This window comes from Pseudomonas sp. 102515 (genome assembly GCF_031085165.1).
Taxonomy (GTDB): Bacteria; Pseudomonadota; Gammaproteobacteria; order Pseudomonadales; family Pseudomonadaceae; genus Chryseomonas.
On the sequence record NZ_JAVHTY010000004.1, the window covers coordinates 632,045 to 647,883 of the forward strand.

14 protein-coding genes are annotated in these 15,839 nt (G+C 65.8%); 5 read left to right on the forward strand and 9 right to left on the reverse strand.

Annotation, left to right across the window (positions count from 1 at the left end):
• The first annotated feature begins 87 nt into the window (after positions 1-87).
• The 4 genes from RCF34_RS18540 (at position 88) to RCF34_RS18555 (ending at position 6,780) form a co-directional block, all read left to right on the forward strand.
• Positions 88-2,529: a glycogen/starch/alpha-glucan phosphorylase gene (locus tag RCF34_RS18540; protein ID WP_308709478.1), complete on the forward strand. Its 2,442-nt coding sequence runs from the start codon at positions 88-90 to the stop codon at positions 2,527-2,529.
• 207 nt (positions 2,530-2,736) lie between these two features.
• A complete protein-coding gene (gene glgX / locus RCF34_RS18545) occupies positions 2,737-4,833 on the forward strand; it encodes a glycogen debranching protein GlgX (protein ID WP_308709479.1) in 2,097 nt (698 codons plus the stop codon).
• Between the two features lie 161 nt (positions 4,834-4,994).
• Positions 4,995-6,005: a class 1 fructose-bisphosphatase gene (locus tag RCF34_RS18550; RefSeq protein ID WP_007162011.1), complete on the forward strand. Its 1,011-nt coding sequence runs from the start codon at positions 4,995-4,997 to the stop codon at positions 6,003-6,005.
• Between the two features lie 169 nt (positions 6,006-6,174).
• Positions 6,175-6,780: a hypothetical protein gene (locus RCF34_RS18555; RefSeq protein ID WP_308709481.1), complete on the forward strand. Its 606-nt coding sequence runs from the start codon at positions 6,175-6,177 to the stop codon at positions 6,778-6,780.
• A 33-nt stretch (positions 6,781-6,813) separates the two neighbouring features.
• Here RCF34_RS18555 and RCF34_RS18560 read toward each other — a convergent pair whose 3' ends face one another.
• The 9 genes from RCF34_RS18560 to RCF34_RS18600 all read right to left on the reverse strand — a co-directional run bounded on the left by RCF34_RS18560 (position 6,814) and on the right by RCF34_RS18600 (position 15,078).
• Positions 6,814-7,326 carry a CopD family protein gene (locus RCF34_RS18560; protein WP_308709482.1) on the reverse strand — a complete coding sequence of 171 codons (513 nt, stop codon included), beginning with the start codon at positions 7,324-7,326 and terminating at the stop codon, positions 6,814-6,816.
• A gap of 84 nt (positions 7,327-7,410) precedes the next feature.
• Positions 7,411-7,710 carry a hypothetical protein gene (locus RCF34_RS18565; RefSeq protein WP_308709483.1) on the reverse strand — a complete coding sequence of 100 codons (300 nt, stop codon included), beginning with the start codon at positions 7,708-7,710 and terminating at the stop codon, positions 7,411-7,413.
• A 2-nt stretch (positions 7,711-7,712) separates the two neighbouring features.
• On the reverse strand, positions 7,713-8,084 hold the full coding sequence (gene copC, locus RCF34_RS18570; RefSeq protein ID WP_308709484.1) for a copper homeostasis periplasmic binding protein CopC: 372 nt from the start codon (positions 8,082-8,084) through the stop codon (positions 7,713-7,715).
• Between the two features lie 33 nt (positions 8,085-8,117).
• On the reverse strand, positions 8,118-9,908 hold the full coding sequence (locus RCF34_RS18575; RefSeq protein WP_308709485.1) for a SulP family inorganic anion transporter: 1,791 nt from the start codon (positions 9,906-9,908) through the stop codon (positions 8,118-8,120).
• Positions 9,909-10,119: 211 nt separating this feature from the next.
• On the reverse strand, positions 10,120-11,331 hold the full coding sequence (locus RCF34_RS18580) for an ammonium transporter (protein ID WP_308709486.1): 1,212 nt from the start codon (positions 11,329-11,331) through the stop codon (positions 10,120-10,122).
• Between the two features lie 195 nt (positions 11,332-11,526).
• Positions 11,527-12,111 carry a YigZ family protein gene (locus RCF34_RS18585; RefSeq protein WP_308709487.1) on the reverse strand — a complete coding sequence of 195 codons (585 nt, stop codon included), beginning with the start codon at positions 12,109-12,111 and terminating at the stop codon, positions 11,527-11,529.
• A complete protein-coding gene (locus tag RCF34_RS18590; protein WP_308709488.1) occupies positions 12,108-12,764 on the reverse strand; it encodes a TetR/AcrR family transcriptional regulator in 657 nt (218 codons plus the stop codon). Before RCF34_RS18590 ends, RCF34_RS18585 begins: the two co-directional genes overlap by 4 nt.
• Before the next feature lie 70 nt (positions 12,765-12,834).
• Positions 12,835-14,211, reverse strand: a complete 1,377-nt coding sequence (locus tag RCF34_RS18595; protein ID WP_308709489.1) for a nucleobase:cation symporter-2 family protein — start codon at positions 14,209-14,211, stop codon at positions 12,835-12,837.
• 69 nt (positions 14,212-14,280) lie between these two features.
• A complete protein-coding gene (locus tag RCF34_RS18600) occupies positions 14,281-15,078 on the reverse strand; it encodes an outer membrane protein OmpK (protein WP_308709490.1) in 798 nt (265 codons plus the stop codon).
• 270 nt (positions 15,079-15,348) lie between these two features.
• Between RCF34_RS18600 and RCF34_RS18605 the strand changes: the two genes are divergently transcribed.
• Positions 15,349-15,726, forward strand: coding sequence for a hypothetical protein (locus tag RCF34_RS18605; RefSeq protein ID WP_308709491.1), 378 nt, complete (start codon positions 15,349-15,351; stop codon positions 15,724-15,726).
• Positions 15,727-15,839 lie beyond the last annotated feature (113 nt).

Consider the following 15,839-nt stretch of genomic DNA (forward strand, 5'->3'; position numbering starts at 1 on the left):
GCCTAAAAGTAAGGCGAACGGCACGCGCCGCATTATCCGCGGCCACTTCGCGATCTGATTCCTAAGCGCTTGCAGAGGTCAATCCTGATGACGAGACCCCGCTTCATCTCGCCCAACGAAGTTTCCGCGCTCCGTACCAACATCCTCTCCAAGCTCACCTACGCCGTCGGCAAGGATCCCGACAACGCCCTCGACCATGACTGGTTCCAGGCCACCGCCCTGGCCGCGCGCGACTACATCGTCGACCGCTGGATGAGTCGCACCCGCGACGCCTATCGCACCGGCCAGAAGCGGGTCTACTACCTCTCCCTGGAATTCCTCATCGGGCGGCTGCTGATCGACAGCCTGTCCAACCTCGGCATCCTCGAGGAGACCCGCCGGGCCCTGGCCGACCTGGGGGTCGACCTGGAGCGCATCCGCGGACTGGAGGCGGACGCCGCCTTGGGCAACGGCGGTCTGGGGCGTCTGGCCGCCTGCTTCATGGAAAGCATGGCCACCCTGGGCATCGCCAGCCATGGCTACGGCATCCGCTACGAACACGGGCTGTTCCGCCAGGTGATCGCCGATGGCTTCCAGCTGGAGCAGCCGGAGAACTGGCTGGATTTCGGCAACCCCTGGGAATTCGAACGCGCCGAAGTGGTGTACGAGATCGGCTTCGGCGGCCATGTCGCGCCCTATGGCGAAGGCGATCCGCGGCGCCAGGTGTGGACGCCCGGCGAGCGCATCCGCGCGGTGGCCTACGACACCCCGGTGATCGGCTGGGGCGGGGAGGGCGCCAACACGCTGAGACTGTGGCGCGCCCGACCGCTGGAGATCCTCCACCTGGAAACCTTCAACGCCGGCGACCATGTCGGCGCCGTGGCCAACGAGGCCCGCGCCGAGAGCATCTCGCGGGTGCTCTATCCGGCCGACAGCAGCGAAGCCGGCCAGGAATTGCGCCTGCGCCAGGAGTACTTCTTCGTCGCCGCCTCCCTGGCCGACCTGACCCGTCGCCATCTCAAGCAGCACAGCGACCTGCTCAGCCTGCCCGAGCATGTGTCCATCCAGCTCAACGACACCCATCCGGCCATCGCCGTGGCCGAGTTGATGCGGCTGCTGGTGGACGTCCATGGCATTCCCTGGGACGCCGCCTGGAGCACCACCGTCGGTACCCTCAGCTACACCAACCACACCCTGCTGCCCGAGGCCCTGGAGACCTGGCCGGTGCAGCTGATGGAACGCCTGCTGCCGCGGCACATGCAGATCATCTATCTGATCAATGCGCAGTTCCTCGACTCCCTGCGTGCCCGCGGCGAGACCGATGGCGCCATGATCTCCTATGTCTCCCTGATCGATGAAAGCCAGGGACGCCGCGTGCGCATGGGCAACCTCGCCTTCCTCGGCTCGCACAGCATCAATGGGGTATCCGGGTTGCACACCGACCTGATGCGCAAGACGGTCTTTCGCTCCCTGCACCGCCTCTATCCGGATCGCATCAACAACAAGACCAACGGCATCACCTTCCGCCGCTGGCTGCACCAGGCCAATCCAGCGCTCACCGACCTGCTGGTGGATACCCTCGGCCAGGGTGTGCTGCACGATCCGGAAAAGACCCTGCCGCAACTCAAGCCCTATGCCAACGACAGCAACTTCCGTGAGCGCTTCGCCCTGCAGCGCCAACGCAACAAGGACACCTTCACCAGCCTGGTGAAGCAGCGAATGGAGATCGACCTCGACCCCACTGCGCTGTTCGACGTCCAGATCAAGCGCATCCACGAATACAAGCGGCAGCTGATGAATCTGCTGCAGACCATCGCCCTCTACCAGGCCATCCGCGACAACCCCAACGGCGACTGGACGCCCCGGGTCAAGATCTTCGCCGGCAAGGCCGCCGCCAGCTATCAGCAGGCCAAGCTGATCATCAAGCTGGCCAACGACGTGGCCAAGGTGGTCAACAACGATCCCCTGACCCGCGACCTGCTCAAGGTGGTCTTCCTGCCCAACTACAACGTCAGCCTGGCCGAGGTCATCATCCCGGCAGCCGATCTCTCCGAGCAGATTTCGACTGCCGGCATGGAAGCCTCGGGCACCAGCAACATGAAGTTCGGCCTCAACGGCGCCCTCACCATCGGCACCCTGGACGGTGCCAACGTGGAGATGTGCGAGCTGATCGGCGAAGAGCACATGTTCATCTTCGGCCTCAAGGCGGCGGAGGTAGAGGAGCGCCAGCGCAGCGGCGGCATCTCCTCGGACATCATCGAGAATTCGCCACGCCTGGCCCAGGTGCTGGCCGGACTGCGCGGGGGCCAGTTCTCGCCCGAGGAACCGGCGCGCTACAACAGCCTGCTCGATGTCCTCACCTGGCACGATCGCTTCCTGGTGTGCGCCGACTTCGATGCCTACTGGGACGCCCAGCGCCAGGTCGAGACCCGCTGGCAGCAGCCGGACAAGTGGTGGCAATCGGCGGTGATCAACACCTCCAGCATGGGCTGGTTCTCTTCCGACCGCACCATCCGCGAATACGCCACCGAAATCTGGAAGGCGTTGTAGTCGAGCACGTTTCGCGGCCATGGCGGCGATAGACCGTAGGTTGGGCTTCGCCGATGGAGCCGTCTCAACCTACGGAGGCCTGCAGGAGCGACCGCAGCGGCGGACCGCCACGGCCGCGATCAGCTATCCCCCGATTGAGAACCCCCGCCTTCCGCGACGTCTACATCCTTGCAGCATCCGCCCCGCAAGCCTGTCACCGGAGTCCCCATGCCCCGTACCTCTACCCGCCTCGAAGCGGGCAATCCCGCCCATTACGGCGCCACCGTCGTCGACGGCGGCATCAACTTCGCCGTCTGGTCGCCGGCCGCCGAGGCGGTCGAACTCTGCCTCTATGACGCCAAGGGCGAGACCGAGACCCAGCGTCTGGCCTTTCGCGAACACGAAGGCGGCGTCTGGCATGGTTTCCTGGGCGGCGCCAAGTCGGGGCTGAAGTATGGCCTGCGCGCCCAGGGTGCCTACCGTCCCCAGGACGGGCTCAGATTCAATGCGCACAAGCTGTTGGTGGACCCCTGGGCCCTGGCGGTGGACCGGCCCTTCCAGCTGCACCCCAGCACCTATGGCTTCCACCCCGAAGACCCCGGCCGCCCGGACGAGCGCGACAGCGGCGCCCATGTCCCCAAGGCCATCGTCCTGCCCCCCGTCGACGCCCTGACGCCGGCACCCAAGCGACGCGATGCCGGACTGATCTACGAATTGCACGTGCGCGGCCAGACCCAGCTGCATCGGAAGGTGCCCGCCCGCCAGCGCGGGACCCTGGCGGCGCTGCGGCATCCCGCGCTGATCGAGCACTGGCAGCGCCTCGGCGTCACCACCCTGGAGCTGCTGCCCATCGCCGCCTGGGCCGACGATCGCCATCTGCCGGCCCTGGGCCTGGCCAACTACTGGGGCTACAACCCGGTGCTCATGGCCGCCGTCGATCCGCGCCTGGCCGGGCACGCTGCCTTGGGCGAATTGCGCGAGACGGTGACCACCCTGCAGGCCGCCGGCTTCGAGGTGCTGCTCGACGTGGTCTTCAACCATACCGGCGAAGGCGACGAACTCGGCCCCACCTTCAATCTGCGCGGCCTGGACAATGCCGGCTACTACCGCCTGCAGCCGGATGATCCGGCGCGCTATATCAACGACATGGGCTGCGGCAACTGCCTGGCGTTGTACAGCCCGCCGGCACTGCGCCTGACCCTGGACAGCCTCCGGCATTGGGTCACCGCCGCCGGCGTCGACGGCTTCCGCTTCGACCTGGCGCCCGCGCTCGGTCGCCTGGAAAGCGGCTTCGACCGCGATGCACCGCTGTTGCAGGCCCTCGCCCAGGATCCGCTGCTGCGCCAGGTGCGGCTGGTGGCCGAACCCTGGGACATCGGCCCCGGCGGTCATCAGGTTGGCGCCTTTCGCGCACCCTGGCAGGAATGGAACGACGCCTTCCGCGACGACGTGCGCCGCTTCTGGCGCGGCGACGAAGGCCTGAGAGGCGCCCTGGCCACCCGTCTGGCGGGCAGCGCCGATCTCTTCGGTGCGGGCGATCGCCCACTGCGCACCAGCGTCAACTTCATCACCGCCCACGACGGCTTCACCCTGGCCGACCTGGTCAGCTACGCCGAAAAGCACAACGAAGCCAATGGTGAAGAGAATCGCGACGGCACCACCGACAACAAGAGCTGGAACAACGGCGTCGAAGGGCCGAGCGACGACCCGGCCGTCCTAGAGGCCCGCGCCGCCGACCAGCGCGCCCTGCTGGCGACCCTGGTCCTCGCCGGTGGCGAACCCATGCTGACCGCCGGCGACGAATTCGGCCGTACCCAGCAGGGCAACAACAATGCCTATGTGCAGGACAACGAACTGTCCTGGTTGGACTGGCGGCAGGCCGCCAGCCCGGCCGGGCAACGGCAGAGTGCCTTCGTCGGCCGCCTCATGGCGCTACGCCAGGAATTGCCGGCCTTGCAGGCACAGCGGCTGCTCGGACGACCCGATTCCCGTGGCTGGGTCAGGATCGAATGGCTCGATGCCGACGGCGTGTCGATGGACGACGGTCGCTGGCAAGCCGGGGGCAGCTTGCCGCTCGCCCTCACCCTGGAATCCCTCGATGGCGAGGACCAGCCCCAGGCCGCACGGATCTGGCTGGCCTTCCAGCCGCGCCGGGAGGCAATCGACCTGCGCCTGCCCCCGTCACGTGACGGACATCACTGGGTGATACAGCTGGACAGCCGTCAGCCTGAACTGGAACCCGACTCGGCAGTCTATCCCAGCGCCGAAAATCTCCGTGTTGGCCGAGGCGTACTGCTGGCCGTGGAGACCCCGGACGCGCCCTAGGTGCGCGTTCCCTGTCGGCCACCGGTGTCCAGCGTTTCATCCCCTCGATGAAACCTGGAACCGGCACTGGCTGGCAGACCTGGCCTGACGGTCCGCTCTGCTTGAGACGGAGCTTGAGCTTTGGCGCTACACTCGCGCCCATCATTACAAGGAGCACCGCGATGTCCCGGATATCCCTCAGTCGTTACCTCATCGAGCAGACCCGCAGCCACAAGACCCCGGCCGACCTGCGCTTCCTCATCGAAGTCGTGGCCCGGGCGTGCAAGCGCATCAGCTACGAGGTGTCCAAGGGGGCGCTGGGTGGCGTGCTCGGCAGCATGGGCACCGAGAACGTCCAGGGCGAGGTGCAGAAGAAGCTGGACGTGCTGTCCAACGAGATCCTGCTGGAAGCCAACGAGTGGGGCGGCACCCTGGCCGGCATGGCCTCCGAGGAAATGGACCAGGTCCATCAGATCCCCGGTCACTACCCCAAGGGCGCCTACCTGCTGATGTTCGACCCGCTGGACGGCTCGTCCAACATCGACGTCAACGTGTCCGTCGGCACCATCTTCTCCATCCTGCGCAAGGACTTCGTCAGCAGCACCACCGGTGACGTGACCGAAGAAGCCTTCATGCAGAAGGGCACCGAGCAGGTCGCCGCCGGCTACGCCATCTACGGGCCCCAGACCATGCTGGTGCTGACCCTGGGCGACGGCGTCAAGGGCTTCACGCTGGATCGCGAACTGGGTAGCTTCGTCCTGACCCACGAAGACATCACCATTCCCGAGACCACTGCCGAATTCGCCATCAACATGTCCAACCAGCGTCACTGGGAAGCCCCGGTCAAGCGTTACGTGGACGAGCTGCTGGCCGGCAAGGAAGGTCCCCTGGGCAAGAACTACAACATGCGCTGGATCGCCTCCATGGTGGCCGACGTCCATCGCATCCTTACCCGCGGCGGCATCTTCATGTACCCCCGCGATGCCCGCGAGCCGGAGAAGCCCGGCAAGTTGCGCCTGATGTACGAGGCCAACCCCATGTCCATGCTGGTGGAGCAGGCCGGTGGCGCCGCCACCAATGGTCACCAGCGGATCCTCGACGTCCAGCCCGACGGCCTGCACCAGCGGGTGGCGGTGTTCCTGGGCTCCAAGGAAGAAGTCCAGCGCGTGACCGAGTACCACCGTCAGCGTTGATCGCCTTCAAGCCGGGCCGCCTGCAACGGGCGGTTCGGTCCATCTCCTGCTTCCCGCGTCAGCGTTCAGTTCCGATTCAGTCTCCTTAATCCTGCGCTAATCCGCGTCCGCCAAAGATGGCCGCGCAGCCGGTCGGGCTGCATTCGCATCGCGTGAGGAGCCTTTCGCCATGAACGCCCTGAAATCCCGTGTCGTCCTTCTTGGCCTGCTGGCCCTGGCCAGTCATCCGGTCTTTGCCGCCGATACCCAGAACTTCGCCGGCCTCACCTATGGCAAGAGCTACGACAACTTCAGCAACAGCCACGCCCTCGACCGCAACCTGAACAGTCCGGATACCGATGGCGCCATCGACGGCAGCAACACCTGGGGGCTGCGCCTGGGCCAGCAGAACGACGCCGGTCGCTACTACGCCACCCTCGACCAGTCCAGTGGCAGCAGCGCTGGCCTGAGGCTCAAACAGCAGGACCTGACCGGCAGCTACGATGCCTTCTATCCCCTGGGCAGCAATACCAAGCTGTTCGGCGGCGGGACCCTGGGCGTTGCCCGGGTCACCCAGGACGGTTCCAGTTTCGGCCATGACAGCGACCTCGGCTATGTGGCCGGGGTCCAGGCCGGCATTCTCCAGCAGGTCAACGACCGCACCTCCCTGGAAGCCGGCTATCGCTACCTGCGCAGCAACGCCAAGCCCGATTTCGACCAGGACGGCGCCAGGCTCGGTTCGAGCCAGCTCGACAGCAGCAAGGAAATCTACCTGGGCATGAACGTCTACTTCTGAGGCAAGGCCGGGGCGACAGCGGTCGCCCCGGTTTCAGCCATGGGGATCCAGACCGGAGAAGGCTGCCACCAGTGCCACGGCAGCGACCCCCAGCGCGATCTCCACGGCGGTGGCCCGGCGCAGCAGCTGCCATGTCCGGTGTCCTCGTCCCAATCGAGGCACCAGCAGGTAACGATTGGCCAGGGCCAGGGCGACCATGATCGTCACGGCCAATACCTTGGCCAGCAGCAGGCCGGAGTAGGGCGTCAAACGCAGCAGGCCGTCCGGCCCGAGGATCAGCAGGCTGTTGAGCACGCCGCTGAGCAGCGCCAGCGCCACACTGATCTGCCCTGGCAACGAGTAACCGCGCAGCAGTTGCTGGACGTCATCCCTCAGATTGGCCGGCGGCTGCCCCAGGCACAGCAGCATCCCGGGCAGACTGCCCAGCCAGAGCCCCGTGGTCAGCAGATGCAGCGCCTGATTCAGCTGGTGCATCCCGCCAAGCCGGCCGGCCGTCGCGGCGGCATGGCCACCCAGGGCCAGACTGGCCAGCAGCAGGCCACTCAAGCCCCACAGCCACCGAACGCCGGGAAGCCCGGGGCCCGCCAGCAGCCACAGCGCCAGCAACAGGCCCAGTGGCAATTGCCAGCGTCAGCCATGGCCGGCCTCGGTGGCCAGATACAGCTGCCACAGCGGCAGGTTGAAGGCATCCGCCCAGCCATCGCCCACCAGCGCTGCCTGCAGCGGCAACTGGCTCGACACCCCGAGCAGCAGCACCGCGCCCAGCAGGCGGGCGGTGGGTCGTGCCCGTTCCAGCAGCCAGGGACGCAATGCGGGTCGACCCAGCCAGAGCGCCAGCGCCAGATAGCCCCAGGTCAGCAGCAGCGGCAGCAGGAAGAAGGTACGGGCGAGGGGTCGCCAGGCATCGGGCGTCGCCAGTCCGCCATCCATCCTTACTGCACGGTGAAGCGATAATCGCCCTGGGTCTTGTGCCCGTCCTTGGCCAGCACCCGCCATTTCACCTGGTAGCGACCTGGTTCCAGCGGCGCTTCCAGCGGCACGTCCAGGGTGCGCTCGTCGCGCCCGGAAATGACCTTGCCGGTGGTGATCGCCATGCTGGCCTGGCCGTCCACACGTTGCAGAAGCACCTGACTGAGAGAGGCCTCGACCCCTTCGGAAAAGCTCAGACTCAGTTGCTTCGGTGCCGCGCTGGTGCTGTCCGGCGCGGGCTCGGCGCTCTTGAGATGGCCGTGGGCCAGGGCCAGGCTCGGCAACAGCAGAGCGGTCAGGGCGAGGCGACGAGCGAGACGCAGGGCAGCGGTCATGGGGATCTCCGGCGGCAGAAGGAAACCGCCAGCTTAGCAGTCCGTCCGGGTGGCGTCCGCGCCTGGCGCCCGCTCCGCCGCGCGCGCCGCGCATTCGACGAAGGTGCGCGCGGTGCAGGTGCGGCATACCTCCGGATCCAGCCGCGGATAGATGCTACGCAGGGCCTGGTCCTTGGACGAGAAGACGTGGCCGTCGCCCAGCTCCCTGAGAAACCCGGTCTTGGCGAACAGCTGCAGCACCGGCGTACGCGGGCGGTGGAAATAGAGATCACCGCCCTGGGCCCGACGCTCGCGCCATTCGCGCCGCCACAGGTCGTTACCGGCCAAATCGATGAAATTCATGCTCTTGGTCATGAACAGCGCATGCTTCTGACCGGGCTGGGCACTGCGAAAGCCATCCAGCTGATCGCCGACATGGGGGACGGCGCCAAAGAACACCGAGCCTTCCACCCGTACCAGCTTGAGTTGCGGACACTCCTGCGCCGGCTGGCCCAATTCGTCCAGCGGGGTGAAACGGCGCTCGGGCGTTCGCGGATCCGGCACCAGCGGGCGGATCGCCGGGTGCGAGGTGCGATAGAGATAGGCCACCAGGGATACCAGGGTGCCCAGCAGCACGGCGCGGTCCAGGGGAATGGTCAGGGTCGCCAGCAAGGTCACGCCGGCCACCAGGGCCTCGGTGCGGCTGACCCTCAGCACCTCGCGCCAGCGCCCCAGGTCCAGCAGCCCGCGCGCCACCAGCAGCAGGGTGGCGGCGATGGCTGCCAGCGGAATGGCCGCAATCAGGGCGCCGCCAAAGGCCACCAGCGCCACCACCAGCAGGGCGGCGAACACCGCCGCCAGCGGCGTACGGGCCCCGGCTTCGAAATTGGGCATGGAGCGATTCAGCGAGCCGCAGGACACATAGGCCGAAAAGCAGCCACCCACCAGGTTGGCCAGGCCCTGGCCGCGGAATTCACGATTGACGTCCAGCCGCTGTCCGGAGCGCTGGGCCACCGCCTTGGCGATCGACAGCGACTGCCCCAGGGCCACCAGCGTCAGGGCCACGGCGATCCCGGAGAGATTGCCCAGGTCCTGCAGGGTGACGTCGGGCAGATGGAAGGGCGGCAGCGCCGAGGGAATCCGTCCGACCGTGGCGATCCCCTGGGCCGCTCCCGGCACGCTGCGTTCCAAGATCCAGGCACTCAGGCAACCGGCCAGCAGGCCCAGCAGCATGCTCGGCCAGCGCGGGCGCAGCCGGCGCAGCAGCAGGGTGGCAACCAGGGTCACCACGCCGATGACCAGCGAGGGCCAGTGGATCGCCAGCGGATGGGCGAGCACATAGCCAAGGACGCCGAAGGCCGAGGTGCCCAGCGGCGGCGACAGCCCGAACAGGTCCTTGAGCGAATAGAGCCCGATCAGCACGGCCGCACCGCTCATGAAGCCGAGCAGCACCGAAGGCGAGATGAAGTTGGCCACGGCGCCCAGGCGCAGGGCGCCCACGGTCAGTTGCAGGAGGCCGACCAGCAGGGTCACCGCCAGGGCCAGATCGATGTAGGGGCCGGAACCCGCCAGCGCCAGCGGCGACAGCGCTGCCAGCAGGGCCAGGGAGTTGGCGTTGGTCGGACCGGTCACCACATGGCGACTGGAACCCGCCAGGGCGGCGACGATGCAGGGCACCACGGCGCCATAGACGCCATATTGCGGAGGCAGGCCGGCCAGGGTGGCGAAGGCCACGCCCTGGGGCAGCGCCAGCACAGCGCCCAGCAGACCCGCGCCCAGGTCCGCCTTCAGCGTGGTGCGGTCCACCTCGCGGAGCCAGGGCAGCAGGGTCGGAAGGGCGGGCATGGAGCGCTCCTGGAAAAAGGATCGCCCACTCTACCGATTACTGTTACTGGCCGGCTACCGGATGCCCGCCATCCACGGTTGCTCCCACGACACCCGCGACGTGCTCATTTCTTCACCAGTCGCCGCCAGACCGGTCTCTGTGGCGTTCTCGTGACTTCATGCACGGGTTATCCACATCACTGTGCACGCTACCTGTGGGTAACCTGGGCAACTAGCCATCGTGGCTGTTGGCAGCGATGCGATGGATCGACAGATCGGCGCCCTGGTATTCCTCTTCCTGACTCAGCCGCAAGCCCAGCACGGCCTTGAGCAGCCCGTACACGGCCAGCCCTCCGATCAGGGCGACAGCGATACCCAGGGCCGTGCCGGCCAGCTGCGCCAGCAGGCTCACCCCGCCCAAACCACCCAGCGCCGTCTGGCCGAACAGGCCGCAGGCGATGCCACCCCAGGCGCCGCAGAGGCCATGCAGTGGCCAGACACCCAAGACATCGTCCAGCTTCCAGCGCGTCTGCACCGCGGTAAAGGCCCAGACGAACAGGGCGCCCGCCACCAGGCCCGTGGCCAGCGCGGCGATGGGATGCATCAGGTCGGAGCCGGCGCAGACGGCGACCAGCCCTGCCAGGGGACCGTTATGCAGGAAGCCGGGGTCGTTGCGCCCGAGCAGCAGGGCAGCCGCCGTCCCGCCGACCATGGCCATCAGCGAATTCAGCGCCACCAGCCCGCTGACACCGGCCAGACTCTGGGCGCTCATCACGTTGAAGCCGAACCAGCCGACGATCAGGATCCAGGAGCCCAGCGCCAGGAAGGGAATGTTCGACGGCGGAAAGGCCACCAGCCGGCCTTCGCGATAGCGACCCTGGCGCGGTCCCAGCAGCATCACCGCCGCCAGGGCCAGCCAGCCACCCACCGCGTGCACCACCACCGAGCCGGCGAAATCGTGGAAGCGCGCCCCGAACAGCGCTTCGAAGCTGTCCTGCAGCCCCAGGTTGTCGTTCCACATCAGGCCTTCGAAGCACGGATAGACGAAGGCCACGATCAGCGCCGTAGCGCAGAGCTGCGGCACGAAGCGCGCCCGTTCGGCGATGCCGCCGGAGATGATCGCGGGAATGGCCGCGGCGAAGGTGGCCAGGAAGAAGAATTTCACCAGCCCGTAGCCACTGTCGGCGGTCAGCACCTGGGCGGGCGCGAAGAAGGTCACGCCATAGGCGATCCAGTAGCCGACGAAGAAATACACCAGGGTGGAAATGGCGAAGTCGGCGAGGATCTTGGACAGGGCATTCACCTGATTCTTGTGCCGCACGGTACCGGCTTCGAGAAAGGCGAAGCCGGCGTGCATGGCCAGCACCATCACGGCGCCTAGCAGCAGGAACAGGGTATTGGCACTGTGGACCAGGGTCGCCACGGCGGAAGGCAATTCGTTCATCAGGGCAGTCGTCGCTAAGGGTTGCACCAAAAACATGCCTGGCGGCTGCTTATTGCGCGTTTTTGGGGCGCACTGCGGCTCTCGACAGGTTCAGTCTTGCCGCCAGACAGAGCGCAACGGGGGGTCGACGCAGGGATGCGCCAGAGCGGTGCGAATCGGAAGGGCGTGCACCGCCAGACAGCAAAGGTCGTGCCGCTAAAGCGAGCGCAGAACGATCCGACCGCTGCTCAGATTGGTCAGCAAGGTCGCCACCTCGTCGCGACGTTGTGGTTCCACCGCGATCCGCAGGGCGATCTCCAGCGCCTGGTAGTCCTCTTCGAGCAGCACCACCGCCAGGGCTGCCAGGCGCGCCTTGATCAGCGGCCACTCCGCATAGGTACAGGTGAAGCCGTAGTCCTGCCGCACCACCAGCGGCTGCCTGTCCGCCTGTTGCAGGCAGCGGGCAGCGCAGCCGCCATAGGCGCGCACCAGTCCGCCGGTACCCAGCTTGATGCCGCCGTACCAGCGGATGACCACTACCACCACCTGATCGCAATCCTGCCCCTCGATGGCGGCGAGGATCGGTCGGCCCGCGGTGCCACCGGGCTCGCCGTCGTCATTGAAGCGGTATTGGTTGCCGAGCTTCCACGCCCAGCAGTTGTGGGTCGCGGTCGGTACGCTCACGCGCTCGATGAAGGCCAAGGCCGCTTCCACGGTGCTGACGGGTGCGGCGAGGGCCAGGAAACGACTCTTGCGCACCTCTTCCTCGAAGGCGGCATCGCGGATCAGGGTGAAGGTCATGGTGCCTTGAGACCCAGTCCCTTGAGGATGACATGGGTCAGGGTCCGCGCCGCTTCGTCGAAATCCTGTCGGGTCAGGCGGCTGCGTCCCGTCACCTGGCAGATCTGGCTGGCGAAGTCGGCATAGTGCTGGGTACTGCTCCACAGTAGGAAGATCAGATGCACCGGATCCACCGGATCCATCTTGCCGGCCGCGATCCAGGCCTGGAACACCGCTGCCCGGCTGCGAAACCAGGTCTGGTAGTCCTGATCGAAATACTCGTACAGGCAATGACCGCCGCCGATGATCTCCATGGCGAAGATCCGCGAGGCCAGCGGCTGGCGCCGCGAGAATTCCAGCTTGGCGCGGATGTAGCGACTGAGGGCCTCGGCCGGATCATCATCCACGGTCAGGTGGTTGAAGGTGCTGTCCCAGAGTTCGAGGATGTTGCCCAGCACGGCCATATAGAGGCCTAGCTTGTTGTTGAAGTAGTAGTGGAGATTGGCCTTGGGCAACCCGACGCGCTGGGCGATGGTGTTCATGCTGGTGCCCTTGAAGCCGTGGCGGGCGAATTCTTCCTCCGCCGCGCTCAGGATCGACTCCTCATTCTTCTGCCGGATGCGTCCGGCCGGCTTGTCCTGGCCGGCGTGATGGGCGGGTACGAGAAGGGTCATGACAACTACAGGATCCTAAGGCGCGGCAGGCATCAATAGCCTACCCCCGGCCCTGGACACAAGGGCTCTTTTACCGGTGTGGCGCTGGCGAGCTGCATTCCGTCAGTGCTCTGCTGCGCTCCTCGGGCAGCAACAGGTTGAGCAGGATGGCGGTGATGCCGCCGCTGGTGATCGCGGTGTCGAAGAGACTCTTCACCAGTGGTGGCAGCTGATCCAGCAGTGTCGGCTGGCTGGCGATACCGAGGCCCACGCCAAGGGAAGTGGCGATGATCAGCAGGCTGCGGCGATCCAGCGTGCATTGCGCCAGCAGCCGTATTCCGGCCGCAGCGACACTGCCGAACAGCACCAGGGTCGCACCGCCCAGCACCGGCTTGGGAATCTGCTGCAGGACGGCGCCCAGGATGGGGAACAGACCCAGCACCAGCAGGATGGCGCCTATCCAGTAGCCGACATGGCGGCTGGCCACGCCAGTCAGCTGGATCACCCCGTTGTTCTGCGCGAAGGTGGTGCTGGGAAAGGTGTTGAAGGTGGCCGCGAGCAGGCAGGCGACGCCGTCACCCAGGACCCCGCCCCGCAACCGCCGCAGATAGCCGGGGCCTTCGATGGGTTGCCGCGAGATCAGGCAATTGGCGGTCAGGTCGCCGGTGGTCTCCAGGGTGCTGATCAGATAGATCAGCGCGACCGGCAAAAAGGCCGACCAGTCGAAGGCGAAACCGAAATGAAAGGGGAGGGGGACGCTGACCAGCGGCAGATCCGGCAGCGCCTGGGGTTTCAGCAGGCCACAGCTCCAGGCGACCAGGGAGCCCACCAGCAATCCGATCATCACCGCGGACAGCCGTAGCCAGGGCCGCCGCGACAGATTCAGGCCGATGATGACCACCAGGACCAGGCCGCCGAGGGCCAGGTTGATCGGCGCGCCGAAGTTGGCGGCCTTGGCGCCCCCGCCGAGATCGGTGACGCCCACCCTGATCAGGCTGATGCCGATCAGGGTGATGACGATGCCGGTCACCAGTGGCGTGATCACCCGGCGCAACAGGCCCAGGCAGCGACTCAGGCCGATCTGTACGAAAGCGCCAAAGAAGCAGACGCCAAAGATCATCGCCAGGATGTCCTCCGGCGTCCCGCCTCGCTGCTTGACCAGCATTCCAGCCGCCAGTACCGCTGACAGAAAGGAGAAGCTGGTGCCCTGCAGGCAGATCATGCCCGCCCCCAGCCCACCGGCACCGCGAGCCTGCAGAAAGGTGCCGACGCCCGACACCATCAACCCCATGCTGATCAGATAGGGCAGGTGCTCGTGCAGACCCAGGGCTCCGGCAATGATCAGCGGTGGAGTAACGATCCCCACGAAGCTCGCCAGGACGTGCTGCAGGGCAGCGCAGAAGGCAGCGAGCGGGGCCGGACGTTCGTCCAGACCATAGAGCAGATCATCGTGGACGGGACTGGGCATGGTGATTACCTCGCAGCGGCGCGGCTGGCCGGGAAGGCGGCTACAGCGCCGAAAGTGGGTCTGGCCGAACTAGAACTGATACTTCACCAGGAAGCTGAAAACGCTCTGGTCGGTACGGAATCCCTCGCTGTCCTTGATGCCGTACTTGTCCGACCAGTAGTCGTACTCGGTACCCACATAAAGGTGCTTGGCCTCGTAACCCATGGCCTTGCCCAGGTCGTACTTGACCTGTGGATTGAAGTGCAGGTTGGCGTGGTAGCTACCCTTGTTGTTCATCACCCAGTCCATGTAGCCATCGATGAGCAGATCCGAATTGCCCAGGGGCAGGGTGTAGGCCCATACCGGCGTGAGCTGCCAGGCACCCGAAGGCGCACTGCCGCCATCCGGCTTGCGGTAATAGAGGTTCAGCTGGAAGTAGTCGAAGCCCGGCACCCTGAGGTCGAAGCCTGGACCGACCAGATAGTTGCGCTGGTCACGACCGGCGCCCTGGCCATCGTTCTGGTCGTATTCCAGGGTCGTGGCCAGCAGGACATCGGTGACCGGGCCAAAGGAAAGATCCCGTCCGGAGAGCTTGCCGAAGGACAGTCGCGGGCTGACCTCGCCATAAAAGCCCTGGTGACCATCACTGGCGTTGGTCGCACCGTTGAACCAGATACTGTCGACGAAGAGGAAGAGATCGCCCCACGTCCAGCTGCTGGCATGCTCGAAGGTGACGGTCTGCTGGATACGGGGATCGACTCGGAAATCCTTGCCATATAGATAGGTGAGGCTTTCACCATGCCACAGCAGTGGACTGTCGGCGGCGTTGGCTACACCGGCTGCGAGCAGGCTGGTGGTCAGCAGCGCGGTAGTTAGGGTCTTACGCATGTAGGCTCCTGGAAGTGCTTTCTCGTTATGTGCAGCGTTCGCCGTGCTCAGCAAAATCGACGCCAAGCTCCAGTGAGCGGGCGAAAATAGTTATTTTTCAACGCCTTGTATAAGGATTCTGGAAAATTTCAGATGCCTGACGTGGCACCAAACCTGACCACTTGCTCAGTTTTCGTGCCCTGAAGCGGCGCCTGAAGCAGCCCTGCTGCGAAACAGCGCACGGGGTGCTGCGCAGTGCTAAGGTGCTTGGCGACCCCGCAGGAGATAGTCATGAAGTTGCTTATCGGTGTGCTGACGGTCTTGCTCTGCAGCTCTTTCGCCTCGGCTCAGGTCCCCCAGGGCGGGACGGGGCAGCCGGGTATTCTCATGATCACCCGGGGCGATGCCTATTCCGGATCAGGATGCGATATAGGTCTGGTGATACAGGGGCGACTGGCCGGTACCCTCATGGCGGGCCAGAGTGCTTCCTTCAATCTGCCGCCTGGCGAAATCGCCGTGAGCCTTACCTCTTCCGGTCCGGGTGGTTGCGCAGCGCCCATGGCGAGCAGCGTCTCCCAGTCCATTCTGCTGACTCCTGGCGAGATCAAGCAGTACCGGATCATCGCGACCGAGGCGGGTTATCGCCTGGCGCCCATCCCGCTTTATTGAAGTTTCTGAAAATAACCTGTTGACCTGTTCCGAAACTCCCCTATAATGCGCCCCACTTCCGGCGCAGACGCTGAAGCGGCTTGAAAATCAAGCACTTAGGTCTGAGCCGGGCG